Below are 26,033 nucleotides of genomic sequence, written 5' to 3' on the forward strand. Positions count from 1 at the left end.
GGGATGTCATATACAATCGCTGGACAGGTTTAAACGGCAGACAAACGTTTTTTGTGTGGGCGAAGGCGATACATGGCAGCAGACAAACTTTCCGGTGAGCGCGACGGCGACGCGCCGGCGCAGGCGAAGCGGCCGACCTATGTCGAGGTATCGAGCTCGATCGAGGCGGAAATCCGCAACGGCATGTACCCGCCGGGCAGCCGCCTGCCGCCGCAGCGCCAGCTCGCGACCGAGCTCGGCATCAACGTGTCGACCGTGTCGCGTGCGTACAAGGAGCTGCAGCTGCGCGGCCTCGTGATCGGCAGCAAGCGGCGCGGGTCGCTCGTCACCGGCGGCGCGATGCCGAGCATCGAGCCGGCCCGTGCGTCGCTCGCGGCGGGCAACGGGGTGATCGACCTGACGGTGAACCGGCCGGCGACCGGCGAGTTCCTGGCGAGCCTCGCGCAGACGTTCGGCACGCTGCCGGCCGATCCGCGTTTCGCCTCGCTGCAGGAATACCAGCCGCCGCAGGGCCCCGACTGGGCGCGCGCCGCGGGCGCGCAGTGGCTGGCCGCGCCGGGCTTCACGCCGTCGCGCGACCAGGTGGTCGTCACGAGCGGCGCGCAGCACGGGCTTTATGCGGTGCTGAACAGCCTGATCGGCACCGACGGCGTGATCGTCGCCGACCGGCTCACGTATTACGGCCTGAAGGCGCTCGCGCCCGTGTTCCAGTTCGAGATTGTCAGCGCGCCGGCCGACGACGACGGCCTGCTGCCCGACGAGATCGAGCGGATCTGCCAGCGCATGCCCGTCAAGGCGATCTTCGTCGTGCCGAACCTGCAGAACCCGACCGTGACGACGATGAGCCTCGCGCGCCGCATGGCGCTCGTCGACGTCGCGCGCCGCCATCACGTGACGATCATCGAGGACGACGTGTACGGGCCGCTCGTGCGCGACCGGCTGCCGGCGATCGCGGGCTTGTGTCCCGAGCTGACGTTCCATATCGGCGCGACGTCGAAGATCCTCGCGCCCGGGCTGCGTCTCGGCTACCTGAGCTGCCCGCGCGACAGCGTCGCGCTGTGCGCGGAAGCGGTGCGCACCACCGCGTGGATGCCCGCGCCGACGTCGATGCTGATCGCGACGGTGTGGATCGAGAACGGCACCGCCGAGCGGATCATGAGCGCGCAGTTGGCGGAGATCCGCGCGCGCGTCGATCTTGCGCGGGAACTGCTGCCGGCCGGTCACCTGAAGTCGGATCCCGCGTGCATGTTCGTGTGGCTGCGGCTGCCGCCGCCGTGGCGGGCCGACGATTTCGCCGCGAACGCGAAGGCGCGTGGCGTGATCGTGATGCCGTCGTCGACGTTCGCGGTCGATCGCGCGGAAATCGAGCACGGCGTGCGCATCAACCTCGCGTGCCCGGCGACGCGCGACGAGCTCGTGAACGGGCTGCGGATCCTGGCCGGCACGCTGAAGGACCGGCCGCGCGCGCTGTTCGGTTCGATCTGACGCGCGCCGCCCGGTCGGGCAACCCAGCGACGACTTCGGCGATCCGCCGCGGCAGCCGCGCGGCGCCGTAACGCGGGCACGACCTCGCGTGCAGCGGTGGCGGCTAGCGGTTCGCTGCCGGTATCGGGCCGGCCGATGTCGATCCCCACGCCGGGCGTCAGCGAACGGCCCGAGTTGGTTGTCCTCATCGGACCGCGGCCGCACCTCATCCGGGCCCGATTGCTCGACCGTCAAGACGCACGCCGACGGCCGTGCGAGTCGCCGCGGCGTTCTGGCGCGATTTTCACGGCGGTACGGATCGCGGGTCGCCGCGGCCCATCCCTCCCGGGCCCTTGCTGCATTGCCGGATACCGCAGACGCAACTGCGCGATCACACCGTCCCGCCCTCGACTCCCCAGCCACCGCATCAATTCCTAAGACGTACAGTTCGCCCGAAATCGCCAATTCGCGCTGAACTGTACTCTTGTGTGCGTATCCGATGTGTGTACTCCGTGCCAACTGTTCTGCTTTTAAGATTCAATCATCAAGTGCACAGTGCCGCAGGCCCAGACGTCACGGGCCTCCCGGCGCATCTTCAAAAGCGAGCCACTGCGATGGAAAAGGCAAAACCGGAGGGAGCAATCAGGCATCACGACAGCCCGGTCGACGGGCAGCACACGCGCGTATCGGACGCGCACGGGACGGCGGCGCGCATGCGCAGGCCGGCGGGGAGCCTGCGATGAAGCTCTACGAAAAACTCGCGGACGACATCGAACGCCTGATCCGCCAGGGCGTGTACCGGCACGGCGACCGGATTCCGTCGGTGCGGCAGGCGAGCCAGCAGCACCGGATCAGCATCACGACCGTGCTGCACGCGTATCTGCTGCTCGAAAGCCGCGGGCTGCTCGAAAGCCGCCCGCAGTCGGGGTACTTCGTGAACCTGCGGCGCGACGACAACCATGCGCCGGTGCGCGAGCTGCGGCCGTCGAAGCCGATCGCGATCTCGTCGTCGGTCGACATGAGCCGGCTCGTGCTGTCGACGTTGCGCTCGATCGGTACCGACGACGCGGTGCCGCTCGGCTCGCCGTATCCGGACCCGAGCCTGTTTCCGTTCGAGAAGCTGAACCGCTACGCATATGCGGCCGGCCGCGACAAGTCGCTGTGGGGCGTGACCGACGGGCTGCCGCCGGGCCATCCGCGCCTGATCCGGCAGATCGCACGGCGCTACCTGGAAAACGGGATGTCGGTCGATCCGAACGAGATCATCGTGACGGTCGGCGCGACGGAGGCGATCAACCTGTGCCTGCAGGCGGTCGCGAAACCGGGCGACACGATCGCGGTGGAGTCGCCGACGTTCTACGCGATGCTGCACGCGATCGAGCGGATGGGGATGAAGGCGATCGAGGTCGCGACGCATCCGGAATACGGGATCGACATCGCGGCGCTGGCGGCGATCGCAAAGTCGCAGCCGATCGCGGCATGCATGGTGATGCCGAACTTCCAGAACCCGCTCGGCTTCCAGATGCCCGACGAGCGCAAGCGCGAACTGGTGGAATTCGCGACCCGCGTCGACATGCCGATCATCGAGAACGGTGTGTATAACGAACTGTATTTCGGCGATGCGCATCCGAGCACGCTGAAGTCCTACGATCGCAACGGAATCGTGCTGCACTGCGCGTCGTTCTCGAAGAGCCTGACGGCCGCCTACCGGATCGGCTGGGCATTGCCGGGCCGGTATCGCGATCAGGTCGAGAAGCTGAAGTTCCTGAACACGCTGGCGACGCCGTCGCTGCCTCAGCTCGCGATCGCCGAGTTTCTCGAACGCGACGGTTACGAGCACCATCTGCGGCGCTTGCGCAAGGCGTATGCGCAGCAGGCGAACCTGATGCGCGCGATGGTGTCGCGGTTCTTCCCGGAGGGCACGCGCATCTCGAGCCCGGCCGGCGGCTACGTGCTGTGGGTCGAATTGCCGGCGCAGGTCGATGCGATGCGTTTGTACCAGCTCGCGCTGGAGCAGGGGATCACGATCGGGCCCGGCTACATGTTCTCGATCACCGACAACTACCGGAACTTCATCCGGCTGAACTACAGCAGCCCGTGGTCGCCGGAGATCGAGCAGGCGGTGATCGCGGTCGGGAAGCTCGCGGCCTCGTGCATGCGATGAAGCGAAGGCCGGTGCGCGTCGCGTGCACCGGCCCGTGCGATACCGATATCCGGGCTGAGCCGCGGGCCCGGGCGTCGGCGCGCCGCGATCAGCCGGCCTTCACGCGCAGAAACCCGGACACGCGTGCGAGCCCTTGCTCGAACACGGTCCGGTTGTTGGCATAGCCGATCCGCACATAGCCTTCCATGTCGAGCGCGCTGCCCGGCGTGAACATCACGCCGGTCGCCTCGATCAGCGCCGTGCGGAACGCGCGCGACGGCATGTCGAGGAAGCGGCGCACGTCGATCAAGCCGACGGCTCGCGGCTCAGCGGCTGCCGCGCGCGACGGCCAGCATCACGCCAAAGCCGACGAGCAACACACCAAACGTGCGATCGATCCAGTGACGCACGGACAGCAAGCGATCGCGGACGGCGTCGGCGGAGAAACAGAGCGCCACGAGACTGAACCAGCCCGCGTGCGCCAGCGCGATGAACAGGCCGTAGCCAATCTGCACCGGTAATGGCGTGTCGGGGCGGACTGCCTGCATGAACAGGCTGACGATGAACACGGTGGTTTTCGGATTCAGCGCGTTGGTCAGAAAACCGGTGCGCAGCGCCGCCAGATCCGACAGCGGCGCTGCCTGCGTCGCGGGGCGGCCGTCCACGGGTTTGGCCGCGAGCATCTTCGCGCCGAGGTAGATCAGGTAGAGCGCGCCGACGAGCTTGACGGCATTGAAGAGCCACAGCGACTGGCGGATCAGCAAACCGACGCCGAGCAGCGTGTAGCTCACGTGCACCGTCACGCCCAGCCCGATTCCCCACGCGGTGAGCAAGCCCGAGCGGCGCGACAGCATCAGGCTGTTGCGCGTGACCATCGCGAAATCCGGCCCGGGGCTGATGACGGCCAGCAGCGTGATGGTGACTACGACTATCCATTCCGTCATTGCGTCATCCTTTTGAAATTCATCGTGATGCGTCAATATTAGGGATCACGGTTCATCAGGAAAAACGATGATTTCTGACCAGAATGGTGAGCCTGACTCACATGAAGTGCGCGCCAAGCTGCCGTCGTTGATGGCCCTGCGCTGCTTTGAGGCAGCGGCGCGCCATGAGCATTTCAGCCGGGCCGCCGATGAACTGCATCTGACGCACGGCGCCGTCAGTCGCGCGGTGCGTCTGCTCGAGGACGATCTGGGCGTGGCGTTGTTCGAGCGGCGCAGTCGTCGTGTGTTCCTGACCGAAGCGGGCCGCAAGCTGGCGCAGGCCGTCCATGACGGCCTGCATCTGATGAGACAGGCTGCGCATGAATTGCGGACCGAGGCGGCCCGCGCGCAGCGTTGGGTGCTGTCGTGCGAACCGACGCTGCTGATGCGCTGGCTGATTCCGCGCTGGCCGGATTTTCAGGCAGCTTACCCGGGCATCGATATCCATCTCGCCGCGGCGGGCGGCCCGTTCTCGTTCGACCACGGCATCGACATGGCGATTCGCCGCAATGACTTTGCGTGGCCCGCCGGCTATCAAGCGGAGCGACTGTTCGCGGAGAAGGTCGGTCCGGTGTGCCGGCCCGACAAGGTCGATACGTGGTTTTCCGGCAGTCGGCATGACCGCGCGTTGAAGCGGAGCGCGCCGCGACTGCATACCCGGACACGGCCGGACGCATGGAAGGAATGGGCGACGGCCGCGCGCCAACCGGCGGGCGGCGGACGCGGGCAGGTGTTCGACCATTTCTATTTCAGCCTTCAGGCGGCCGTCGCGGGGCTGGGTGTCGCGATCGGTCCGTGGCATCTCGTTCGCGATGACCTCGAAAGCGGTGTCCTGGTTGCGCCGATGGGTTTCGTCGAGGACGGTTCGCACTATTGTCTGCTGACGCCGGAGCCTGTGAACGACGGAAGCGCGCAGTCGATGCTGCTCGACTGGCTGAAGGCGATGGTCTGACGTGTGAGCCGGACCGTTTTACGGCGTCGGCGACACCAAAAAAAATGGCGCCGCAGGCATTCAGCCCGCGGCGCCATTGCGTGTCGCCGCGACGGGCACGACCCGCCGCGGCGCGACCGCATGCTTAGATCTGCACGGTGTCGGCGACTTCCTTGAAGTCTTCGATCTGGTCGAAGTTCATGTACTGGTAGATCTTGTCGCCGTTGGCGGTGAGCACGCCCATGTCGGCCATGTACTCGTCCTTGGTCGGGATCTTGCCGAGACGCGAGCAGATCGCCGCCAGTTCCGCCGAGCCGAGGTACACGTTCGTGTTCTTGCCCAGGCGGTTCGGGAAGTTGCGGGTCGACGTCGACATCACCGTCGCGCCTTCGCGCACCTGTGCCTGGTTGCCCATGCACAGCGAGCAGCCCGGCATTTCGGTGCGGGCGCCGGCCGTGCCGAACACGCCGTAGTGACCTTCTTCCGTCAGCTGCTTCTGGTCCATCTTGGTCGGCGGCGCGACCCACAGCTTGACCGGGATGTCGCGCTTGCCTTCCAGCAGCTTCGACGCGGCGCGGAAGTGACCGATGTTGGTCATGCACGAGCCGATGAACACTTCGTCGATCTTGGCGCCCGCGACGTCCGACAGCGTCTTCACGTCGTCCGGGTCGTTCGGGCAGGCAACGATCGGCTCGTGGATGTCGGCCAGGTCGATCTCGATGACGGCCGCGTAGTCGGCGTCGGCATCCGGCGACAGCAGCTGCGGGTCGGCCAGCCACTGCTCCATGGCCGTGATGCGGCGCTGCAGGCTGCGCGGATCCTGATAGCCCTGCGCGATCATCCACTTCAGCAGCGTGACGTTGCTGTTCAGGTACTCGATGATCGGTTCCTTGTTCAGGTGCACCGTGCAACCGGCCGCCGAACGCTCGGCCGACGCATCCGACAGTTCGAACGCTTGCTCGACCTTCAGGTCGGGCAGGCCTTCGATTTCGAGGATGCGGCCCGAGAAGATGTTCTTCTTGCCTTGCTTGGCGACCGTCAGCATGCCCTGCTTGATCGCGACCAGCGGAATCGCGTTGACCAGGTCACGCAGCGTGACGCCCGGCTGCATCTTGCCCTTGAAGCGGACCAGCACCGATTCCGGCATGTCCAGCGGCATCGTGCCGGTGGCGGCCGCGAACGCGACCAGGCCCGAGCCTGCCGGGAAGCTGATGCCGATCGGGAAGCGCGTGTGCGAGTCGCCGCCGGTGCCGACGGTGTCGGGCAGCAGCATGCGGTTCAGCCACGAGTGGATCACGCCGTCGCCCGGGCGCAGCGCGATGCCGCCGCGGGTGCTGATGAAGTTCGGCAGCGTCTGGTGCGTCTTCACGTCGACCGGCTTCGGATACGCGGCGGTGTGGCAGAACGACTGCATCACGAGGTCGGCCGAGAAGCCGAGGCACGCCAGGTCCTTCAGTTCGTCGCGGGTCATCGGGCCCGTGGTGTCCTGCGAGCCGACCGAGGTCATCTTCGGTTCGCAGTACGTGCCCGGGCGCACGCCCTGGCCTTCCGGCAAACCGCATGCGCGGCCGACCATCTTCTGCGCGAGCGAGAAGCCCTTGCCGCTGTCGGCCGGCTGGTGCGGCAGGCGGAACAGCGTCGACGGCGCGAGGCCCAGCGCTTCACGCGCCTTGGCGGTCAGGCCGCGGCCGATGATCAGCGGAATGCGGCCGCCGGCGCGCACTTCGTCGAACAGCACGTCGGACTTGACCTGGAATTCGGCGATCACGTTGCCGTCCTTGAGCGCCCGGCCTTCGTACGGGCGCAGTTCGACCACGTCGCCCATTTCCATCTGCGACACGTCGAGCTCGATCGGCAGCGCGCCGGCGTCTTCCATCGTGTTGTAGAAGATCGGAGCGATCTTGCCGCCGAGGCACACGCCGCCGAAGCGCTTGTTCGGGACGAACGGGATGTCTTCGCCGGTGAACCACAGCACCGAGTTGGTGGCCGACTTGCGCGAGGAGCCGGTGCCGACCACGTCGCCGACGTAGGCGACCAGGTGACCCTTTTCCTTCAGCGATTCGATGAACTTGACCGGGCCGCGCTTGCCGTCTTCTTCCGGCATGATGCCGGGGCGCGCGTTCTTCAGCATCGCCAGCGCGTGCATCGGGATGTCCGGGCGGGTAGTCGCGTCCGGCGCCGGCGACAGGTCGTCGGTGTTGGTTTCGCCCGTGACCTTGAACACGGTGATGGTCAGGCTTTCCGGCACTTCCGGACGGCTCGTGAACCATTCGGCGTCGGCCCAGCTCTGCAGCACGGCCTTCGCGTGCGCGTTGCCCTGGTCGGCGAGTTCCTTCACGTCGTGGAACTGGTCGAACATCAGCAGGGTTTTCTTCAGCGCGTCGGCCGCGACGGCCGCGACCGCGTCGTCGGACAGCAGCTCGATCAGCGGCTGGATGTTGTAGCCGCCCAGCATCGTGCCGAGCAGTTCGGTCGCGCGCTCGCGCGAGATCAGCGGGCAGGCCGTCTCGCCCTTCGCGACGGCGGCCAGGAAGCCGGCCTTCACGCGCGCGGCTTCGTCGACGCCGGCGGGGACGCGGTGGGTGATCAGGTCGAGCAGCGTCTGCTCTTCGCCTGCGGGCGGGTTCGCCAGCAGTTCCACCAGTTCGGCGGTTTGCTGGGCCGTCAGCGGCAGGGGGGGAATACCGAGCGCGGCGCGGGCGGCCACGTGAGCACGAAAGTTTTCAAGCATGGGGGGACCTGCTGAGATTGCGTTTCAGGGGAAGGGCTTTCCAGGCACGCCGAGGCTGCTTTCCGGACACTGCTTCACTGCTTTGAGCGGGATTCTAATCGCAATATGGTGAGGCGTCAAATGTCTTATGTCTTATATAAGAGTTGAGGCGCGGAGTGGATGGACGGTCTCGTTGGGTATCCGACGGGGCACATCGAAGCCTTGATACGAAGGGGGGGCGGAGAATTTCGACCGGCGTGGGCGGGAAACGCCACGGTGTGCCCGACGGCGGGGCGGCATCCGGCCCTCCTTCGGCGCGACGATTGCCGGGGCAGCTTCGAGCTCCTATATCATTCGGATCTGTCGGTGCGGGGTATCCGTGCTTGCAGGCTGGAGGGCAGATTTCTCAGGCCCGCATGCCGTCGACGGCATCGATAAATTCTGGATATGCAGCAGGGAGTCGCTACGTGGAAAAGTCTGGGTTGCGGAATGAACTGGTGGAACTGCGCGAACTCGTCCGCCAGTTTGTCGACGAGCGTGACTGGGACAAATTCCACACGCCAAAGAACCTGGCGACAGCGCTTAGTATAGAAGCAAGTGAATTGCTGGAGCCATTTCAATGGCTTGTTTCGGGCGACAAGAGCGAACTTGGCGAAGCCAACCTAATGGCTGTCCGTCACGAGATGGCTGACGTATTAGTGTATCTGGTTCGCCTCGCGGATAAGATGGATGTCGATCTTTTTCAGGCCGTGCTCGAGAAGATGGAGCTCAATCGAGCAAAATATCCAGCTGATAAAGTGAGGGGCGACTCGCGAAAATACTCTGAATATAAGAATCAAGAGAAATGATGCTGGACGTAAGTCATGGCAAGTCGCGCCACTTGACCATCTACTTGCCTGTTTTGTGAGCGGGTTGCATGACGACTTCATTGTGATAGGAAATGTAGTTGGCCCCAATTTTATGTTTTTGATGTGACCTGATTTTTAGTGGGTCGATCGGAATGACGCCATAATCGAGCATCACATGGTGATTGGGGCACAAAACAGTAATATTCTCCGACGTATCTGGTCATTTGGTGGATTTCTCCAACCATCGTAATCTCCATGCTCCGCCGCCAATTCCGTGCACGGAAAAGAGTGGATCTTTTCCAGAGAAAACCGTCGAATCGGAAGAGTTTCGCTCAACGGCTCCTGATCACGTCCCGAACTACACGTCCCGTTCGTATAACTCCTTCGCCGCCTCTATCTCTTCCCTCAACTTGTCGACAAGTTCCGGCGGCCCAAGCACCTTCAACTCCGCACCAAACCCCAGCATCTTTCGGGCACCGTGCTCGATCGATTCGATCGGGATCGAGAATTGCTTCCAGCCAGACGGCACCACGGCGCCACGAGCATTCTCCAAAACCGCCATGACCTTGACGCGCCCATTGACCAGCCAGCTCTCCCCGCGCGCCGACACCGCGACGTGCGCGCTCAACCGGTAAAGCTCCGCCTCATACCGGCTCATCGCGTCACGCCAGTGCTGCGCCAGATCGAACCGCGCAGGCCGCCTGAATCGTCTGCCCGACGCTCCGAGTTCCCGAATATTCGCGAGCCGAAAAGTCAGCGCATCGCGCTTGCCGGCAATCTTCGCCACCACGTACCATGCGCCACCCTTGAGCACCAGCCCAAGCGGATCGAGTGCGCGACGCGACACGCCACGCCAGCTCTCGTACGTCACGTCGATCCGCCGCGACTGCCACACCGCATCGGCGACTTCACGCAGAAACACCGGCGTTTCCTGCGCGCGATACCAATCGAGGGTATCGACGTGCAATCGGCTCGCGACCCGATCGGCGTGCTCGCGCGAGTCCGGCGGCAGGCTGGCGATCATCTTCAGCCGCGCGGAAGCGGCCATGCCGTCGAGCCCCAGTTCGCCTGCGGGCCCCGGCAGACCCGCCAGAATCAACGCATGCGCTTCCTGCTCGGTAAGCCCCGTGAGATCGGTACGCCAGCCATCCTGCAACTGAAAGCCGCCGTTGCGTCCGCGGTCGCCCCAGATCGGCACGCCGGCCGTCGACAACTGATCGATATCGCGCAGGATCGTGCGCTCGGATACCTCCAGCGCGGCAGCCAGCGCCGGCGCGGTCATGCGGCCGCGCGCCTGCAGCATCATCATGATCGATAACAAGCGGCTGGCTTTCATATGCGACGCCTCATCCGGAATACATGACATGGGATGTCATGTTAACGGACCTATTATCGAACACATCCGCGTACGGCATTCACGAAGTGGAGTCGAGTACGGGCTTGCCGACAACACGAAGCATCGCCGTGAAGATCGCGGCGCGAAACCCGTCGAGGAGCGACAGATGAAAATCATGACCGGTCCGCTGAGCATGTTCGGCGCGAAAGTCGAGATCGCGGCGCACGAAAAGGGCATCGCGTTCGAGCGCGTACTGGTGCCGTTCAGCCAGCAACGCGGCTACGACCCGAAGCATCCGGCCGTCGTGCGCATCAACCCGAAGCGTCAGGTGCCGGTACTGATCGACGGCGACCTGGAGATTTTCGATTCCACGCAGATCTTCGAGTATCTCGAGGACCTGCAGCCCGATCCCGCGCTGTGGCCGGCGCACCCGAAGGCGCGCGCGGTCGCGCGTCAGCTCGAGCACTGCAGCGACGAGATCTATTTCCCGCACATCATCCGGTTGATGGGCCTCGAAGAAACTCCGGATCATCCTGCGGCGCGGGCCGCACGCGACGAAGCGCGGCAATACTATCGACGCATGGAGCGCGTGCTGGCGGACCGGGAGTTTCTGGCCGAAACCTATTCGTACGCGGACATCGCGTTCTACATGGCGCAGTTGTTCGGCGCGCGCAAGGGCGCGCCGATGACGGCGGAAACGCCGAACCTGCTCGCCTGGCGCGAACGGATGACGGCGCGTCCGGCCGTGCGGAAAGTGGCCGGCGCGATGGCAGGCTACCTGGCGTCGATCGACCACCCGGTTCCGGAATTTCTTCGCGGGCTCTACTAGCCATCTGTAACGCGTCGAGCGGCAGACGATCTGCCGGTCGCCGCCCGATGCGAACGGATCACCCGCCCGTTACCGGCGGAAAGAATGCCACCTCGCTATCCTCCCGCACGACGAACCCGCCGGTCACCATCTCGAGATTCACGGCTGCCCGCACGGGCCGGTCCATCCGCAGCGCTTCGCCGCTGCGCGCGTCGCGCGCGGCGAGCGTGCCGCGCAGCGCGTCGACGGTGACCGCCTGCGCATCGATCTCGACGACTTCCTGATCGATATGCAGTTGTTCGCGAATGCTCGCAAAGTATTTGATCGTCAGTTTCATTGGAATGTCCCGAGCGAAATCGGCGGAATGGGCGGAATCGGCAACGCGTTGTCCGGCACGCTCAACCCCAGCGCCGCATCGCCTGATCGTCATGCGCCTTCGGCTCGACCCAGCCGGCCACGCCGTCGTGCCGGATCTCCTTCTTCCAGAACGGCGCATGCGTCTTCAGGAAGTCCATGATGAATTCACACGCATCGAACGCCGACGCACGATGCGCGGCGGCCACCACGACGATCACCACCGGCTGGCCGAGCGGAATGCGCCCGACGCGATGCACGATCCTGACCGCTTCGAGCCGCCAGCGCGCGCTGGCTTCCTCGACGATGCTCCACAGCGCCTGCTCGGTCATGGTCGGATAGTGCTCGACCTCGAGCGCGATCACGTCGTCGACGTCGCCTTCGTTGCGCACGACACCGAGGAAATTCACGACCGCGCCGACATTCGGATTACGAACGATCGGTGCGATCTCGGTGCCGGCGTCGATCGCCGCGTACTGCACACGCACTTCGAAGCCGGCGGCAATCGCTGGCGGCGGCTCGGCGTGCGGGTCGGCGGGTTCGGCATGGCTGCCGTCACGCGACGGATCGTCGGGTGACGCGGCACGGGATTCGGTGAAACTCGTCATGACGGTTCTCCAGTAAGCGGTGCGCGCCGCCAAGCGCGGCAGCCGTCAGCCGCCGACGAGCGACATGCGCACGGTTGGATAGGTCTTGCCCGACGACCGGGCCGCACGCGTGGCGCGTCGCTCGGAATAGCGGTCGTCGCGCCGCGTCCATCGCGCGCGCACGGCGTCGGCGAGCTGGTCGATCGATGCGCCTTCGGCGAGCCACGGCCGCAGGTCGGTGCCCTGCGTCGCGAACAGGCACGTATAGAGCTGGCCGTCGGCCGACACGCGGGCGCGCGAGCACGTGCCGCAGAACGGATGCGACACGCTCGCGATGAAGCCGACCTCGCCCGCGCCGTCGATGTGCCGGCAGCGGATCGCGGTGGCGTCGTGTCCCGGTTCGCCGACGAGCACGAGCGGATAGCTCGCTTCGATGAGTTCGCGCATCCGTGCGGCCGGCACGACCTTGTCGCCGGACCACGCGCTCGCGCCGCCGACGTCCATGTATTCGATGAAGCGCACGGCCACGCCGCCATGACGGAAGTGGCGCACGAGCGGCAGGATCTGGTCGTCGTTCGCGCCGCGCTCGATCACGGCGTTGACCTTCACGGGCGCGAGCCCGGCCGCCTGCGCGGCCTCGATGCCGGCCAGCACGCGCGCGACGGGCACGTCGGTGTCGGTCATCCGGCGGAACACGGCATCGTCGATCGCGTCGAGGCTCACGGTCACGCGCGACAGGCCCGCGTCGCGCAGCGCGCGTGCCTTGGCGGCGAGCAGCGAACCGTTGGTCGTCAGCGCGATTTCGACGGGCTTGCCGTCGACGGTCGTCAGCGTCGCGAGCCGTTCGATCAGCGCTTCGAGGTTGCGGCGCAGCAGCGGCTCGCCACCGGTGAGGCGGATCTTTTCGACGCCGAGCGAGACGAACGCGCGCGCGATTTTCTCGAGTTGCGCGAACGACAGCCGCTCGGACGACGGCATGAACGCATAGTCGGGACCGAAGCTGTCGCGCGGCATGCAGTAGCCGCAGCGGAAATTGCACTGGTCGATGACGGACAGCCGCAGATCGCGCAGCGGCCGCGCGAGCGTGTCGAGCGGGCGGGAGAAGGCGCCGGGCGATGCGCCGCCGGAGGCGGCGGCCGGCGCGGAAGCGATGGCATTCACGATCGATTCGTCGGCCTGCATGAAGTGAGCGGAACGGCGTCGCCGATCGGCCGCCCGTGCGCCGACGTGTCGGCGAACGGGGCGTGACGAGCCTCATCGTGAGGATAGTCCGCCGCATTTTGACGACAGAGACACAATCGCGCCCGAAATGCAGGAATACAGTTCGTGATCCTGCTGGCACGAAAGGCGGGCGTGACGGGCATGACGGGCATGCGCATGCTCACGCGAGCCAGTGCGCGAAATCGTAATACGGCACCGCGTCGCCGCGCGCGATGCGTCGGCCGGCCTGCAGCCGCGCGAGCCCGCTCGCCTGAACCAGCGATTGCAGGGCGCCGGCGCCTTGCTGCCGCAGCGTATCGAGGACGGGCGCGCCGTTGGCGTCGATGGTGCGGCGCACGCGCACGAAGCGCTCGCGCTGTGGATCCGGCTCGACGTCGATGTCGAGCGGCAGCGACGGTACGGCCGGCAGGCAGTCGTCGCGCCCCTGCAGGCAGCGGATCAGCGGCGCGACGAACAGTGCGAACGCGATCATCGCGGCCCCCGGATTGCCGGGCAGCAGTACCACGGGCCGTTCGTCGAGCCGCGCGAGCGCGACCGGCTTGCCGGGTTTCATTCGCACGCCCGACACCTCGAACGACGCGCCGAGCGCGGTCAGCGCGGGGCGCAGCAGGTCCTTGTCGCCGACGGACGCACCGCCGACGCAGACGACCAGATCGCAGCGCGCGGCCAGGCCGCGCAGCGCCCGATCGACGGCGGCCGGCGTGTCGGCGGCGTGCTCGCTCGCCGCGACGCCGGCACCGGTTCCCGACACCAGCGCGGCAAGCATCGGCGCGTTGCTGTTGTAGATCTGCTGCGGCGCACGCGGCTGGCTGCACGGGACGAGTTCGTCGCCGGTCGTCAGGATGCCGACCCGCAGCGGCAGCCGCACGTCGATGCGCGCGCAACCCTGTGCGGCGGCGACGCCGACGTGCATCGCGCCGAGCCGCACGCCGGCAGGCATCAGCAGGTCGCCCGCGCGCACTTCCTCGCCGCGGCGGCGGATATGCGAGCCGCCGCGCTGCGGTGCGTCGAAACTGACCCGGCCGTCCTGTTCGTGCGCGTGCTCCTGCATCACGACGGTGTCGGCACCGGGCGGAATCAGGCTGCCGGTGAAGATCCGCGCCGCGGTGCGCGGTGCCAGCGGCGACGGCGCGTCGCCCGCATAGCAGCGCTGCGCGACGCGCAGCGGCTCGCCGTGTTCGAGGTCCGCGTGACGGACCGCGTAGCCGTCCATCGCGCTCTGGTCGGCGGGCGGCTGGTCGAGCACGGCGGCCAGCGGCGTGGCGAGCACGTGGCCGGCCGCCTGGGCGACGGGAAGGGAAACGGCTGTATGCCGCGGCGCGAACGTGCCGGCGAATTGCCGTTGAGCGGTGTCGAAATCGGTCAGGGGTTTCATCAAGCGGTGAGCGCATGCGGTTGTGCACACGTCGGTTCGGGTAGCGGGAGCGGATCGTGCGACACGTATTCGACGAAGCCGTCGTTGCGGCAGAAGCCGAGCAGCCGCACGCCGGCTTCGCGGGCGACGTCGATCGCGAGCGACGTCGGCGCCGAGATCGTCGCGATCATCGGGATGCCGACGCGTGCGGCCTTGCGCACGAGCTCGTAGCTCGCGCGGCTCGACAGGAACACGAAGCCCGCGCTCAGGTCGGCGCGGCGCCGCGCGAGCCGGCCGATCAGCTTGTCGAGCGCGTTGTGGCGGCCGACATCCTCGAAGACGTCCAGCACGGTGCCGTCGCGGTCGCACCAGGCGGCCGCATGGATGCCGCCGGTCGCGCGCATCAGCGGCTGCCGCTCCGGCAACGCGCGGGCGGCGCGCGCGACGGCGTCGGCGCCGATGCCGGCGGCCGCACCCGCGGCCGCGATGCGCGGCGGATGCAGGTCGAGCTGCGCGATGCTTTCGATCCCGCAGACACCGCAGCCGGTGCGGCCGGCCAGTGCGCGCCGGTGCGCCTTCAGCGCCATGAACGCCTGCTGCGACACCGTGAGCCGCACTTCGGCGCTGCCGGGCCGGCATTCGCTGTCGATATCGAAGACGTCCGATGCGCGTTCGACGATCCCTTCGCTCAGCGCGAAGCCGAGGCCGAACGCGTCGAGGTCGATCGGTGTCGCCATCATCACCGTGTGCGCGATGCCGTTGAACACGAGTGCAACTGGCGTTTCGTCGACGACGCGATCGACGGTGTCCCGTGCTTCGCCGGCACGATGACGCGTCACATGACACGCGCGGCTGCCGGCCGGATCGTCGGGGCGGTCGCTGGGCTCCATGCGGGTTTCTCCAGGGGGATCGGCCGGCACGGGCGCCGAGCGATCGAAACGGATTCTGCGGGGGGGCGGCGCGCGGTGTCGCGCTCGCTCGCCATGAGCAGGCTACGAGCCGATGGTACGGGCGTTCGGCCGTGCCGCGGATGCACAGCATTGCAGTGCGGAAAGCAGTACAGCTGAGGGCCGCGTGGCCCCGCGACGGGTTTTCCGTACACACATCTTCGGCCTCGGGGAAAGCACAGTTCCAGCGCACGTTCGCGCGATTGCGAGTATCGTCGGAAACGCGATATCGTCATTCACGCTTCGTTGCCGTGCACTGCGATCCGTCGTTGTTTGCACGTGCCGTCGCGAAGCCGTCGCGCGATTTCCTGCTTCGAGCTGACGTCCTCACAACCACGAGCAAATTACGGTCATGGAAATCTTCGATGCGTTCCATCTCGCCCGCTTGCAATTCGCGTTCACGGTGTCGTTCCACATCGTGTTTCCGGCGATCAGCATCGGCATGGCGAGCTTCCTGGCGGTGCTGGAATGGCGCTATCTCGTCACCGGCGACGCCGCCTACAAATCCATGTTCCAGTTCTGGTCGAAGATCTTCGCGATCGGCTTCGGGATGGGCGTCGTCTCAGGCGTCGTGATGGCCTACGAGTTCGGCACGAACTGGGCCGGCTTCTCGCGCATCGCGGGCAACATCACCGGCCCGCTGCTCACTTACGAAGTCCTGACGGCCTTCTTCCTCGAGGCCGGCTTTCTCGGCGTGATGCTGTTCGGCTGGCAGCGCGTCAGCCCGCGTGCGCACTTCTTCGCGACGCTGATGGTCGCGGTCGGCACGCTGATCTCGACGTTCTGGATCCTCGCGTCGAACAGCTTCATGCAGACGCCGCAGGGCTACCGGATCGAGAACGGTCTCGTCGTGCCGGTCGACTGGTTCAAGGTCATCTTCAACCCGTCGTTCCCGTATCGCCTCGTGCACATGACGATCGCGGCGTTCATCGTCGCGGGCTTCATCGTCGCCGCGTGCGGCGCGTGGCACCTGCTGAAGGGGCGCCGCGACGAGCCGGTGAAGCGCAGCTTCTCGATGGCGCTGTGGATGCTGCTGCTGCTCGCACCGGTCCAGATCGTCGTCGGCGATGCGCACGGGCTGAACACGCGCGAATACCAGCCGGCGAAGATCGCGGCGATCGAGGGGCTGTGGGAAACCGAGAAGGGCGGCACCGCGCTGAACCTCGTCGGCCTGCCCGACATGCAGGCCGAGACGACGCGCTACGCGATCCAGGTGCCGCACCTCGGCAGCCTGATCCTCACGCACAGCTGGGACGGCGAGATTCGCGGGCTGAAGGAATTCCCGGCGCAGGACCGTCCGTATTCGCCGATCGTGTTCTGGACCTTCCGGATCATGGCCGGCCTCGGGATGCTGATGCTGCTCACCGCGCTGCTCGGCCTGCTGCTGAGAAAGGGCGGGCGCCTGTATGAAGCGCGCTGGTTCCAGTGGTTCGTCGTGTGCATGGGGCCGTCGGGCATCGTCGCGCTGCTGGCCGGCTGGATCACGACCGAGGTCGGGCGGCAGCCGTGGACCGTGTACGGCGTGCTGCGCACCGTCGATTCGGTGGCGCCGCTCAGCGCGCAGCAGGTCGGCGTGTCGCTGCTGATCTTCGTGGTCGTGTATTTCCTGGTGTTCGGAACGGGTATCTTTTACATGCTGAAACTGATGAAGCACGGGCCGGCTGCCCAGGCCGGGTACATCGAGCTGCACCGGCATCCGGGGCTGCGCAAGAGCGCGCTGTCCACGCCGCTGAACGTCACCGAAGCGGAGTAAGCCATGCAGATCGATCTTCCTGTCGTGTGGGCCGCCATCATCGGCCTCGGCGTGTTCATCTACGTGATGCTGGACGGCTTCGACCTCGGCATCGGCCTGCTGTTTCCGTTCTTCGACGCCAAGGTCGAACGCGAAGTCATGCTGAATACCGTCGCGCCGGTGTGGGACGGCAACGAGACCTTTCTCGTGCTCGGCGGCGCGGGCCTGTACGGCGCCTTCCCGGTCGTCTACTCGACCCTGTTGCCGGCAAACTACCTGCCGCTGATCCTGATGGTGGTCGGGCTGATCTTCCGCGGCGCGGCGTTCGAGTTGCGCGCGAAGGCGAACCGCACGCAACACCTGTGGGATCTCGCGTTCATCGGCGGCTCCGCGCTGGCCGCGTTCTGCCAGGGGATCACGCTCGGTTCGCTGCTGCAGGGCATCCGGATCGTGAACAACCAGTTCGCGGGCGGGCCGTTCGACTGGCTGTCGCCGTTCAGCCTGTTCTGCGGGATCGGCGTGCTCGTCACTTATGCGACGCTCGGCTGCGGCTGGCTGATCCTGAAGGTCGACGGCGAACTGCAGCGCAAGATGCGCATGCTGATGAAGCCGCTCGCGGGCGTGCTGCTCGCGGTGATGGGCGTGGTCAGCCTGTGGACCGTGATCGGGTTGCCGGCCGTCGCGCACCGCTGGTTCGGCAGCGGCAACCTCGGCTGGTTCCTGCCGGTGCCGATCCTCGTCGTCGCGTGCGTGTGGGGCATCTTCCACACGGTGAAGCGCCGGCACGAGGCGACGCCGTTCCTGCTGACGCTCGCCCTCGTGTTCCTCGGCTACACCGGGCTCGTGATCAGCATCTGGCCGAACATCGTGCCGCCGTCGCTGACGATCTGGGATGCGTCGTCGAGCCATTCGAGCCAGCTGTTCGCGCTCGTCGGCACCGTGATCGTGCTGCCGATCATCCTCGTGTACAACGCGATGCAGTACCGCGTGTTCCGCGGCAAGGTGCGCGAGGGCGACGCCGGCTATCACTGAGCCGCACGGCCGGTGACGGGGCGCGGCGTGCGCGGGCGTATCATCACGCGCACACGCCCTGCATCTCGTCGCCCGGCCCGGTGTCGACCTGACAGCGGCCCGCCACGCGCGGGCCGTCGCACATCGGGCGACGGCAGCGATCCGCATTGCGTATTCCCTTGGCAGTCGAGACCCCACCATGATCGTCAGACCACGACAAAACTGGCTCAGGATGCTGTTCGTATGGAACGGCTCCGTGCTGCAGTCGATCATTCCGCAACTCGTGTTCATGGCGATCGTCAGCACGCTGGCGGTCTTCACGAACGGACGCATCTTCGGCGAGAAGATTCCGCTGAACACCGCGCCGTTCACGTTGTTCGGGCTCGCGCTCGCGATCTTCCTCGCGTTTCGCAACAACGCGAGCTTCGAGCGCTTCAAGGAGGCGCGGCTTCTGTGGGGCAACCTGCTGATCGCCGCGCGCACCGTCACGTCGCAACTGCGGCGCTATCTGCCCGACAGCGTCGGCGAAGCCGAGCGCAACCGGCTCGCCGATCTGCTGATCGCGCTCACGTATGCGCTGAAGCATCAGCTGCGTCATACCGATCCGGCACAAGACCTGCAACGCATCCTCGGCGCCGAGCGGGCCGCCGCGTTCGCGCACAAGTGCTACCAGCCCGTCGCGATTCTCGACGAACTGCGCGGCGGGATCGTCCGCGCGCTGGGCCGTGCGCCCGGCAGCGACGCGACGTGCTGGATGTTCGATGCGCAACTGGTCGAGCTGGGCAAGGCGGTGGGCGGCTGCGAGCGGATCCTGACGACGCCGATTCCGTTCTCGTACAGCGTGCTGCTGCATCGCACCGTCTATGCTTATTGCGTGCTGCTGCCGTTCGGTCTCGTCGATTCGACGGAGTTTTTCACGCCGCTGATTTGCGTGTTCATCTCGTACACGCTGATCGCGCTCGAAGCGATCGCGAACGAGGTCGCGGAGCCGTTCGGCCTCGCGCCGAACGCGCTGGCGCTCGATGCGATGGCGCGCACGATCGAACGGTCGGTGCTCGAGCTGGGCGATCGCGCGATGCCGGAGGAATTCGTGCCGGCGTCGACGTATCAGATCACGTAAGCGGTACGGCCACGCGCGCGGCGGCACGCACGATTCGGAGGACCTCACATGCGCATCTACGTGACGAGTATTTTTGTCGACGACCAGGACAAGGCACTCGCGTTCTATACCGACACGCTCGGCTTCCGGTTGAAGAACAACGTGCCGGTGGGCGAGTACCGCTGGCTGACGGTCGTGTCGAAGGACCAGCCCGACGGCACCGAGCTGATGCTCGAGCCGAGCCATCATCGCGCGGTCGGGCCTTACCGTCAGGCGCTCTACGAGGACGGCATTCCGGCGGCGTCGTTCCAGGTCGACGATCTCGACGCGGAATTCGCACGGCTCGACGCGCTCGGCGTGCGCTTCACGCTGGCGCCGATGGACGCGGGGCCGGTGCGGGTCGCGGTGCTCGACGATACGTGCGGGAATCTCGTGCAGCTGATGCAGATGAAGTGACGCTTGAACGGCGCGATGCTCGCCGCGTGCTGTTTAAAGCGCCGCGACGGGCGGTGCGTGCTGCATCCAGCTGCGCTCCTGCATGCGGTTCCGGATGCGCCAGCCGCATTCGGTCCTGACCAGCAGGTCGCGATACCACAGCCCGACGAAGCATACGCGGTCGTCGCCCGTTTCATCGGCCGCGATCATCATCACCTGGCCGGCGGTGCGCGCGGTGGCCGCGTCGCCGTCGACGATCAGCAGCGACGTCGAGATCGTGTGCTGCGTGCCGCGCATCGACGATGTCACCTGTTTCAGATAGCGCGCGATGTCCGCGCGGTTGCCCACCGGGCCGCCGAACGCCGCATAGTCGAGCGTCGCGTTGCCCGCGAAGAGCCGCTCGAATTCGTTCCAGTCGCGCCGGTCGACGGCGTGGCAATAGCGCGTCAGCAGATCGTGGATCTCCAGCCGGTCAGTCATTTCCCGTGGCGTCATGATGGTGTGAAGGTGCGTGGATGACGGGGAAACGATAGCGCCGGGGTACAGGCGCGACATCGGCGGAGTGGACTAAGGGCGGGAAAGTATCGCGATCGCTCGTGCAGGCGTCGACGGCGGGGCGGGCAGACCGGTTTTCGATCGCCGCCGCGCCCCGCGCGCCTGGCGATATCGCGTTGTACGGCATGCCGACGGTCAATGCGTCACATTTGTGTAGACTCGTGGTCGTTCAATGGAGCCAACACCATGCAACTGCTCGACCACGTGTCCATCGGCGTTCCGGATATCGACGAGGCACGCCCTTTCTACGATGGCGTCATGGCCGCACTGGGCGCGGCCAAGGTCTACGACCGGCCCACCGCGCTCGGTTATGGCGAACGCTGCCATGCGAACGACATTGCATCGACCTGCCTGGCGGTTTATCTGGATCCCGCCGAAGTCGGGACGAGCAAGCGGCACTGGTGCTTCAAGGCCGCTTCCCGCGAGCAGGTGCATGCGTTCTTCGAGGCAGGGCTGGCTGCCGGCGGCCAGTCCGACGGCGACCCCGGTTTGAGGCCGCACTACCACGGTGACTACTACGCGGCCTTTCTCGTCGACCCTGCCGGTAACCGGATCGAGGCCGTGTGCCACGCTGCGCCGTCGGCGCGCGAGCGGCCGTGACGACGTTCACCGACGACTGACCGCCAGCGGCTTCGCATTGCGCCGTTGGGCGTCGGGCCGGCGCGGCCCCGACGCTCCGCCGCGCAGGGTCGCCTGGCTGAGTTTGCTGCGCGCGCGGCCAAGACTCAATCGAAATACGTGAGCCCCATCGCGCCTTTCACCTCGGCCAGCGTCGCGCCGGCCACTTCGCGCGCGTGCATCGTGCCGCGCTTCAGGATCGCCATCACCTCCGCCTTGTCCGCCTCGAATTCACGGCGGCGCGCGCGGATCGGCTCGATCAGCGCCTGCAGCCGCTCGTTCAGCACGCGCTTGACGACGCTGTCGCCGAGGCCGCCGCGGCGGTAGTGCGCCTTCAGTTCGTCGACCTTCTGCACGTCGGGCTCGAACGCGTCGAGGAACGTGAACACGACGTTGCCTTCGATCTGGCCGGGGTCGCTCACGCGCAGGTGGTTCGGGTCCGTGTACATGTCCTTCACGGCTTGCGCGATCTCGTCGGGCGTCGAGCCGAGCGTGATCGCGTTGCCGAGCGACTTGCTCATCTTCGCCTTGCCGTCGATGCCCGGCAGCCGCGTGACCGCCGACAGTACGGCCTCGCATTCGACCAGCACCGGCTTGTCGACCGTCGCGTTGAAGCGGCGCACGAGTTCGTTGGTCTGCTCGATCATCGGCAACTGATCGTCGCCGACCGGCACGTGCGTCGCCTTGAACGCGGTGATGTCGGCCGCCTGGCTGACGGGGTAGGTCAGGAAGCCGGCCGGGATGTCGCGCTCGAAGCCGCGCAGGCGGATCTCTTCCTTGATGGTCGGATTGCGCTCGAGGCGCGCGACCGTCACGAGGTTGAGCAGGTATTGCGACAGCTCGGCGAGCTCGGGCACCTGCGACTGGACGACGATCGTCGAGATCGCCGGGTCGATGCCGACGGCCAGATAGTCGAGCGCGACTTCGATCACGTTCTCGGTGACGCGCTGGCGTCGGCCCATGTTGTCGGTCAGCGCCTGCGTGTCGGCGAGCAGCAGGAACTGCGTCGCCTCGTGCTGCATCTGCACGCGCGCGCGCAGCGAGCCGATGTAATGGCCGAGATGCAGCGGGCCGGTCGTGCGGTCGCCGGTGAGGATGATCGGTCGGGTCGGATGAGTCATGGTGTGGATGGGCTCCGGGTTATCGAAGCCACCAGCCATGACGCGCGCGCAGAAACGACAATGCCGCCATGGCTGGCGGCATCACGTTCGGGACATGCAAAAGGAAACGGGCCGCCTGGGTCAGGCGCGCCACCAGCGATGCACGTTCGGCGAGGCGGGTTGGGTTTCCATCGCGCAAGTATAGCGTAGCGGCGGGCCGGCCGTGCGTCAGCGCACGACCGACTCCAGCGCGAGGCGGGCGATTTCGGCGGACGGCCACAACAGGTACAGCAGGCCGGCCATCAACAGCAGCGCGCCGGCGCGCACCACCGGCGTACGGTCGATCTCGCTCAGGGTGCGGATGTGCTGCTTCAGTTTCTTCATTGCTTGCAGGCGCAACGTGCGCTACTCCAACGGTTGCTGCAACGGGTCGGGTGGGGCGACGCCGGGGTGTTGCGGGGTTCGACGGGGGGGCGGGCTGGCGCAGTACGGGGTTCGCGAGCTGGCAAAAAAGGGGGCGATCAGGCGTTCTGGGTGTGTCGCGTAGGGTGAGGCGCATCCTACCAGTTCGGGGGCGCGCACATAGTCAAGAATTGTCGGGCAATGGTCGGATGAAGGCACAGTCGCGGTGGGTGTGACTGCAATCGCGCGTTTGGCGTATCGGAAAACTCAACAAAATCAAAGGTCTATTCTGATTTTTTGCCACTGTCCCTGGCGAAAGATGCGCGGCGTCGGGAGTATCCGGCGCGCTACCACTCGTCGCATCGCGACTATCATGACGAGATTGTTATTGTGTGAACTTTGCATTTAAAATCAAACGCTAAACAATTAAGTGCGCAGGCGACGTGGCGATCTGAGAGCGCCGTTGCCGAATGCCAATCGACAAGTGAACGTGACCGAAATGCTGCGCGCCTTCGCTAGCGCGCTCGATCAGAATAATCGTGCGATCAGGTTTCATTGGGGCCGTCATCAAGGCGCGCTTGCACACGTCCTGGTGCCGCAGAATATCGATCTGACGGAAGGCCTGTGCACTGGTATCGAAGGGCACCTGACTTGTCTGTCGTCACGCCCGGACTTGCCGCTGGCTACTTTTTTGGGGCTACCGCTTTCGGTTCAACTGATAACGGATCGAGGCGAGCCGTACCCGATCAACGGGATCGTCACCGATGTACGTGCCGGCCAGTCGGACGGCTCTCTCACATGTGTCCAGCTGACGTTGCGGGATGCGCTCAGCATCCTTGAGCAGCGTGTCAACAGCAGAACGTTCCGTTCGATGAGTGTTCCGGACATTCTGGAAACGCTGTTGCATGAGTGGCAGCAACGCAGTTCGGCGTTGGCACAGGCCTTCGATTTCGAACTCCTCCTCGATCGCAACCCGTATCCGAAGCGCGAGCAGTCCCGCCAGGCGGATGAGTCGGATGCGGCCTTTATCCGCCGGCTATGTCGGCGTGACGGCATTTTCTGGTACGCCCGGGCCGGTAAACATGACGGCGCGGCAACCGATACGCCGGTCCACACAATCGTATTCTGCGACGATCCGACGAAGTTGCCGCAGGCACTCGCGGGCAGCGTTTCTTACCATCGCGGTGCGCAGTCGAGGGAACGCGATTCGGTCACACTATGGTCCACTGCTCGTGCGCTGACGCCTGGAAGCGTCCGACGTTCCAGTTGGGATTACAAGACTGGCAGGATGCTTCAGTCCGAGCAGGAGACGATCGTCGATCAGGGTGAGGCCGGAAACGATCTCGCCAAGTTGCTGGCCGATTCGGTCATCGACGTTCCGCACGCAGGTGATTCGGATGCAGACCAGGAGCGCCTGGCGAAGGCGCGCATTCTCGCGCACGAACATCGTGCCGAATGCGTATATGCGTCCAGCGACGTCCGTGATGTGTCGCCGGGTTGCTGGTTTACGCTGCGGGGGCATCCAGAAGTCGACACCCGGCCCGAGGAACAGCGCCAGTTCGTCGTTACCAGTCTGCACCATCGTGCCACCAACAATTTCGCCAAGGTGCTCGACGAGCGGGCTCAGGCATTGTTTGCCGCGAGCCGCTGGAGCTTCGATGCGCTGCCGGCTCAAGAGGGTGTCGGCGTCCGCTATGAGAACACGTTCATATGCGTGCGCCGTGGCGTGCCGCTGACGCCCGCCTACGATCCGCGTGTCGATCTGCCTCCCGTGCATCCGTTTACCGCCAAGGTGGTCGGCCAGGACGGCGAAGAAGTCCATTGCGATGAACTCGGCCGTATCAAGGTGCAGATTCTTGGTTTGCGAGCCGATGATCATGCACATGCGCAGGGTGCCGGTGCCAGCGGAACCGAGCGGGACAGCGCGTGGGTGAGATGGGTCAGCCCATGGGCAGGTCCGAACTACGGGATGGACATGCTTCCGCGCGCCGGGATGGAAGTGCTGATCGACCATTTGCACGGTGATCCGGACAAGATGATTGTGACCGGCGTGCTGCACGGCGCTCCCAATATGCCGACCACGTTCAGTCACACGGGTACGCTTCCGGGCAATAGATATCTGTCCGGCATCAAGACCAAGGAAGTCAAGGCTGATCGATATAACCAGTTGCGCTTCGACGATACGCCCGGCCAGATCAGCAGTCAGCTTGCCAGCGAACACACCTACACGCAGTTGAATATGGGCTACCTGACGGAGCCTCGCGATGGCGGTCAAGGCGCACCTCGCGGTGACGGTCTGGAGGCCAGAACCGACGCTCAGGCCGTCGTTCGTGCTGCGAAAGGCGTGTACGTAACGGCTCAGCAGCAGGGGCGTGCCGAAGGCAAGATGCTCGAGCGTACGGCATTGCAGACGTTGATCGAGCAATTGCAGGAACTGGTTCAAAACCTTGGCGACGCGTCTGCTGCACATGATGCCGATAATACCGACCTGGCGCGTATCGAGAAGATCGCGTCGCAGATCAAGAGTTGGGATGCAGGAAGCAACGTCAACCAGGGCGGCGGCACAGGTGGCGCACCAATGGTTGCCATCGAGGGGCCGGCCGGCGTGACCGTAGTGAGTCAGGACGCGATGGTGCTCGGTGCGCAGACGACCATCGATGCCGTGAGTTCGGGCAATACGCAGATCAGCGCGGGACGGCGGTTGCTGATACGGGTCGGGGACTGGATGAGCGCCTTCGCGGCCAAGGGCATGAAGCTGGTCACGGCGGATGGCAAGCTTCGGATCGAGGCACACAAGGAGGACGTTATCGTCAAGGCCGCCAGGCGCATCATTCTCGAGGCAGGTGAAGAGATCGTGTTCCGCTCGCCGAAAGTCAATACGCAGGCGAGCAATGAAGTGTCGGTCAATGGCGGATCCAGCTACAGCCAGTGGAACGGTGGCGGCGTGGTACACGGCACGAGCGGCGTTTGGCGCGAGCACGCGGCGTCGCATAGCCTCGTCGGGCCCGACAACAAGCCGGTGAAGGCGCCTGATCCCGTTTCGTTCAAGGAACTGGAGCAAAAGGACAGTCTTGCGGTGATCCTTCGTTCGCATCCCGATGGCGGTCGGCCGCTTGCCTATGAGCCCTATACCCTTTACAAGGGCACGGCCAAGATTGCGGACGGTGTAACGGACGAGCATGGTCAGTTGATCATTGCCAATCACCAGAAGGGCACGTCGTCCTATATGGTCAAGCTTCACAACGGGCACGAAATCGATGTGCCGGTAGTGGAGGGGGCCTTGACCGACGATGAGCAATTGGCTGCCCAGGGATGGCGCGCGGTTGATGGCGATCCTGAATCGCGCCAGCGCCATGCACAGGGCTGACACGTGATGCTCAGCGGCTTTTGACGAG

Annotated in this window: 23 protein-coding genes; 11 read left to right on the top strand and 12 right to left on the bottom strand. The window is 65.6% G+C overall.

Going from position 1 to position 26,033, the window contains the following annotated elements; translation table 11 throughout:
- Positions 1 to 72 precede the first annotated feature (72 nt).
- Together U5771_RS19275 and U5771_RS19280 are read left to right on the top strand one after the other, a co-directional pair.
- Positions 73 to 1,485 (top strand): PLP-dependent aminotransferase family protein, encoded by a 1,413-nt coding sequence (locus U5771_RS19275; RefSeq protein ID WP_322025451.1) that lies wholly within the window; start codon positions 73 to 75, stop codon positions 1,483 to 1,485.
- Positions 1,486 to 2,203: 718 nt separating this feature from the next.
- Positions 2,204 to 3,628 carry a PLP-dependent aminotransferase family protein gene (locus U5771_RS19280; protein WP_322025452.1) on the top strand — a complete coding sequence of 475 codons (1,425 nt, stop codon included), beginning with the start codon at positions 2,204 to 2,206 and terminating at the stop codon, positions 3,626 to 3,628.
- Between the two features lie 88 nt (positions 3,629 to 3,716).
- Here U5771_RS19280 and U5771_RS19285 read toward each other — a convergent pair whose 3' ends face one another.
- The gene (locus U5771_RS19285; protein ID WP_322025453.1) at positions 3,717 to 3,917 is read right to left on the bottom strand and encodes a hypothetical protein; all 201 of its coding nucleotides are present in this window, start codon (positions 3,915 to 3,917) and stop codon (positions 3,717 to 3,719) included.
- Positions 3,918 to 3,933: 16 nt separating this feature from the next.
- On the bottom strand, positions 3,934 to 4,551 hold the full coding sequence (locus U5771_RS19290) for a LysE family translocator (RefSeq protein WP_322025498.1): 618 nt from the start codon (positions 4,549 to 4,551) through the stop codon (positions 3,934 to 3,936).
- A 67-nt stretch (positions 4,552 to 4,618) separates the two neighbouring features.
- On the opposite strand from U5771_RS19290, the gene U5771_RS19295 reads away from it, so the two are divergent.
- Positions 4,619 to 5,542, top strand: a complete 924-nt coding sequence (locus U5771_RS19295; protein WP_322025454.1) for a LysR family transcriptional regulator — start codon at positions 4,619 to 4,621, stop codon at positions 5,540 to 5,542.
- Between the two features lie 124 nt (positions 5,543 to 5,666).
- On the opposite strand, the gene acnB is transcribed toward U5771_RS19295, so the two are convergent.
- Positions 5,667 to 8,252 carry a bifunctional aconitate hydratase 2/2-methylisocitrate dehydratase gene (gene acnB, locus U5771_RS19300; RefSeq protein ID WP_322025455.1) on the bottom strand — a complete coding sequence of 862 codons (2,586 nt, stop codon included), beginning with the start codon at positions 8,250 to 8,252 and terminating at the stop codon, positions 5,667 to 5,669.
- Between the two features lie 446 nt (positions 8,253 to 8,698).
- Here acnB and U5771_RS19305 point away from each other — a divergent pair, with 446 nt between their 5' ends.
- Entirely contained in the window at positions 8,699 to 9,079 is a 381-nt protein-coding gene (locus U5771_RS19305; RefSeq protein WP_322025456.1) for a nucleotide pyrophosphohydrolase, read from the top strand.
- Positions 9,080 to 9,437: 358 nt separating this feature from the next.
- Here U5771_RS19305 and U5771_RS19310 read toward each other — a convergent pair whose 3' ends face one another.
- A complete protein-coding gene (locus tag U5771_RS19310; RefSeq protein ID WP_322025457.1) occupies positions 9,438 to 10,415 on the bottom strand; it encodes a YafY family protein in 978 nt (325 codons plus the stop codon).
- A gap of 166 nt (positions 10,416 to 10,581) precedes the next feature.
- On the opposite strand from U5771_RS19310, the gene U5771_RS19315 reads away from it, so the two are divergent.
- The gene (locus U5771_RS19315) at positions 10,582 to 11,244 is read left to right on the top strand and encodes a glutathione S-transferase family protein (protein WP_322025499.1); all 663 of its coding nucleotides are present in this window, start codon (positions 10,582 to 10,584) and stop codon (positions 11,242 to 11,244) included.
- Positions 11,245 to 11,302: 58 nt separating this feature from the next.
- Here U5771_RS19315 and moaD read toward each other — a convergent pair whose 3' ends face one another.
- From moaD to fdhD, 5 genes are all read right to left on the bottom strand, one after another.
- Complete coding sequence (gene moaD, locus U5771_RS19320) at positions 11,303 to 11,560, bottom strand: molybdopterin converting factor subunit 1 (RefSeq protein ID WP_322025500.1); 258 nt, start codon at positions 11,558 to 11,560, stop codon at positions 11,303 to 11,305.
- Positions 11,561 to 11,621: 61 nt separating this feature from the next.
- Complete coding sequence (locus U5771_RS19325) at positions 11,622 to 12,185, bottom strand: molybdenum cofactor biosynthesis protein MoaE (RefSeq protein ID WP_322025458.1); 564 nt, start codon at positions 12,183 to 12,185, stop codon at positions 11,622 to 11,624.
- Between the two features lie 45 nt (positions 12,186 to 12,230).
- Positions 12,231 to 13,346, bottom strand: a complete 1,116-nt coding sequence (gene moaA, locus U5771_RS19330; RefSeq protein ID WP_322025459.1) for a GTP 3',8-cyclase MoaA — start codon at positions 13,344 to 13,346, stop codon at positions 12,231 to 12,233.
- Positions 13,347 to 13,545: 199 nt separating this feature from the next.
- Complete coding sequence (glp, locus tag U5771_RS19335) at positions 13,546 to 14,760, bottom strand: gephyrin-like molybdotransferase Glp (protein WP_322025460.1); 1,215 nt, start codon at positions 14,758 to 14,760, stop codon at positions 13,546 to 13,548.
- Positions 14,760 to 15,629 (bottom strand): formate dehydrogenase accessory sulfurtransferase FdhD, encoded by an 870-nt coding sequence (gene fdhD, locus U5771_RS19340; RefSeq protein ID WP_322025461.1) that lies wholly within the window; start codon positions 15,627 to 15,629, stop codon positions 14,760 to 14,762. The genes glp and fdhD overlap by 1 nt, the downstream gene beginning before the upstream one ends.
- A gap of 409 nt (positions 15,630 to 16,038) precedes the next feature.
- Between fdhD and U5771_RS19345 the strand changes: the two genes are divergently transcribed.
- The 4 genes from U5771_RS19345 to U5771_RS19360 all read left to right on the top strand — a co-directional run bounded on the left by U5771_RS19345 (position 16,039) and on the right by U5771_RS19360 (position 19,984).
- On the top strand, positions 16,039 to 17,439 hold the full coding sequence (locus tag U5771_RS19345) for a cytochrome ubiquinol oxidase subunit I (protein WP_322025462.1): 1,401 nt from the start codon (positions 16,039 to 16,041) through the stop codon (positions 17,437 to 17,439).
- A 3-nt stretch (positions 17,440 to 17,442) separates the two neighbouring features.
- Complete coding sequence (gene cydB, locus U5771_RS19350) at positions 17,443 to 18,450, top strand: cytochrome d ubiquinol oxidase subunit II (protein ID WP_322025463.1); 1,008 nt, start codon at positions 17,443 to 17,445, stop codon at positions 18,448 to 18,450.
- Between the two features lie 178 nt (positions 18,451 to 18,628).
- Positions 18,629 to 19,549, top strand: coding sequence for a bestrophin family protein (locus U5771_RS19355; RefSeq protein ID WP_322025464.1), 921 nt, complete (start codon positions 18,629 to 18,631; stop codon positions 19,547 to 19,549).
- A 48-nt stretch (positions 19,550 to 19,597) separates the two neighbouring features.
- Positions 19,598 to 19,984: a VOC family protein gene (locus U5771_RS19360; protein ID WP_044848144.1), complete on the top strand. Its 387-nt coding sequence runs from the start codon at positions 19,598 to 19,600 to the stop codon at positions 19,982 to 19,984.
- A gap of 33 nt (positions 19,985 to 20,017) precedes the next feature.
- Here U5771_RS19360 and U5771_RS19365 read toward each other — a convergent pair whose 3' ends face one another.
- A complete protein-coding gene (locus U5771_RS19365; protein WP_322025465.1) occupies positions 20,018 to 20,443 on the bottom strand; it encodes a nuclear transport factor 2 family protein in 426 nt (141 codons plus the stop codon).
- Between the two features lie 261 nt (positions 20,444 to 20,704).
- Between U5771_RS19365 and U5771_RS19370 the strand changes: the two genes are divergently transcribed.
- Positions 20,705 to 21,118 carry a VOC family protein gene (locus U5771_RS19370; protein WP_322025466.1) on the top strand — a complete coding sequence of 138 codons (414 nt, stop codon included), beginning with the start codon at positions 20,705 to 20,707 and terminating at the stop codon, positions 21,116 to 21,118.
- 125 nt (positions 21,119 to 21,243) lie between these two features.
- Here the strand turns inward: U5771_RS19370 and trpS are convergent, their stop codons facing one another.
- Entirely contained in the window at positions 21,244 to 22,257 is a 1,014-nt protein-coding gene (trpS, locus tag U5771_RS19375) for a tryptophan--tRNA ligase (RefSeq protein WP_322025467.1), read from the bottom strand.
- A gap of 207 nt (positions 22,258 to 22,464) precedes the next feature.
- On the bottom strand, positions 22,465 to 22,635 hold the full coding sequence (locus tag U5771_RS19380; protein ID WP_322025504.1) for a hypothetical protein: 171 nt from the start codon (positions 22,633 to 22,635) through the stop codon (positions 22,465 to 22,467).
- 502 nt (positions 22,636 to 23,137) lie between these two features.
- On the opposite strand from U5771_RS19380, the gene U5771_RS19385 reads away from it, so the two are divergent.
- On the top strand, positions 23,138 to 26,005 hold the full coding sequence (locus U5771_RS19385) for a type VI secretion system Vgr family protein (RefSeq protein ID WP_322025501.1): 2,868 nt from the start codon (positions 23,138 to 23,140) through the stop codon (positions 26,003 to 26,005).
- Positions 26,006 to 26,033: the final 28 nt, after the last annotated feature.

Origin of the sequence: Burkholderia sp. BCC1977 (assembly GCF_905339595.1) — a bacterium.
GTDB lineage: Bacteria > Pseudomonadota > Gammaproteobacteria > Burkholderiales > Burkholderiaceae > Burkholderia.

What these genes read in the sequence shown, in the direction of transcription:
- U5771_RS19325 (WP_322025458.1), bottom strand. Translation starts at nt 12,185, where the DNA reads ATGACGAGTTTCACCGAATCCCGTGCCGCGTCACCCGACGATCCGTCG.
- fdhD (WP_322025461.1), bottom strand. Translation starts at nt 15,629, where the DNA reads ATGGAGCCCAGCGACCGCCCCGACGATCCGGCCGGCAGCCGCGCGTGT.
- U5771_RS19370 (WP_322025466.1), top strand. Translation starts at nt 20,705, where the DNA reads ATGCAACTGCTCGACCACGTGTCCATCGGCGTTCCGGATATCGACGAG.
- U5771_RS19315 (WP_322025499.1), top strand. Translation starts at nt 10,582, where the DNA reads ATGAAAATCATGACCGGTCCGCTGAGCATGTTCGGCGCGAAAGTCGAG.
- U5771_RS19310 (WP_322025457.1), bottom strand. Translation starts at nt 10,415, where the DNA reads ATGAAAGCCAGCCGCTTGTTATCGATCATGATGATGCTGCAGGCGCGC.
- U5771_RS19365 (WP_322025465.1), bottom strand. Translation starts at nt 20,443, where the DNA reads ATGACTGACCGGCTGGAGATCCACGATCTGCTGACGCGCTATTGCCAC.
- U5771_RS19295 (WP_322025454.1), top strand. Translation starts at nt 4,619, where the DNA reads ATGATTTCTGACCAGAATGGTGAGCCTGACTCACATGAAGTGCGCGCC.
- trpS (WP_322025467.1), bottom strand. Translation starts at nt 22,257, where the DNA reads ATGACTCATCCGACCCGACCGATCATCCTCACCGGCGACCGCACGACC.
- U5771_RS19355 (WP_322025464.1), top strand. Translation starts at nt 18,629, where the DNA reads ATGATCGTCAGACCACGACAAAACTGGCTCAGGATGCTGTTCGTATGG.
- U5771_RS19280 (WP_322025452.1), top strand. Translation starts at nt 2,204, where the DNA reads ATGAAGCTCTACGAAAAACTCGCGGACGACATCGAACGCCTGATCCGC.
- acnB (WP_322025455.1), bottom strand. Translation starts at nt 8,252, where the DNA reads ATGCTTGAAAACTTTCGTGCTCACGTGGCCGCCCGCGCCGCGCTCGGT.
- moaA (WP_322025459.1), bottom strand. Translation starts at nt 13,346, where the DNA reads ATGCAGGCCGACGAATCGATCGTGAATGCCATCGCTTCCGCGCCGGCC.
- U5771_RS19275 (WP_322025451.1), top strand. Translation starts at nt 73, where the DNA reads ATGGCAGCAGACAAACTTTCCGGTGAGCGCGACGGCGACGCGCCGGCG.
- U5771_RS19345 (WP_322025462.1), top strand. Translation starts at nt 16,039, where the DNA reads ATGGAAATCTTCGATGCGTTCCATCTCGCCCGCTTGCAATTCGCGTTC.
- U5771_RS19385 (WP_322025501.1), top strand. Translation starts at nt 23,138, where the DNA reads ATGCTGCGCGCCTTCGCTAGCGCGCTCGATCAGAATAATCGTGCGATC.
- U5771_RS19360 (WP_044848144.1), top strand. Translation starts at nt 19,598, where the DNA reads ATGCGCATCTACGTGACGAGTATTTTTGTCGACGACCAGGACAAGGCA.
- U5771_RS19290 (WP_322025498.1), bottom strand. Translation starts at nt 4,551, where the DNA reads ATGACGGAATGGATAGTCGTAGTCACCATCACGCTGCTGGCCGTCATC.
- moaD (WP_322025500.1), bottom strand. Translation starts at nt 11,560, where the DNA reads ATGAAACTGACGATCAAATACTTTGCGAGCATTCGCGAACAACTGCAT.
- glp (WP_322025460.1), bottom strand. Translation starts at nt 14,760, where the DNA reads ATGAAACCCCTGACCGATTTCGACACCGCTCAACGGCAATTCGCCGGC.
- cydB (WP_322025463.1), top strand. Translation starts at nt 17,443, where the DNA reads ATGCAGATCGATCTTCCTGTCGTGTGGGCCGCCATCATCGGCCTCGGC.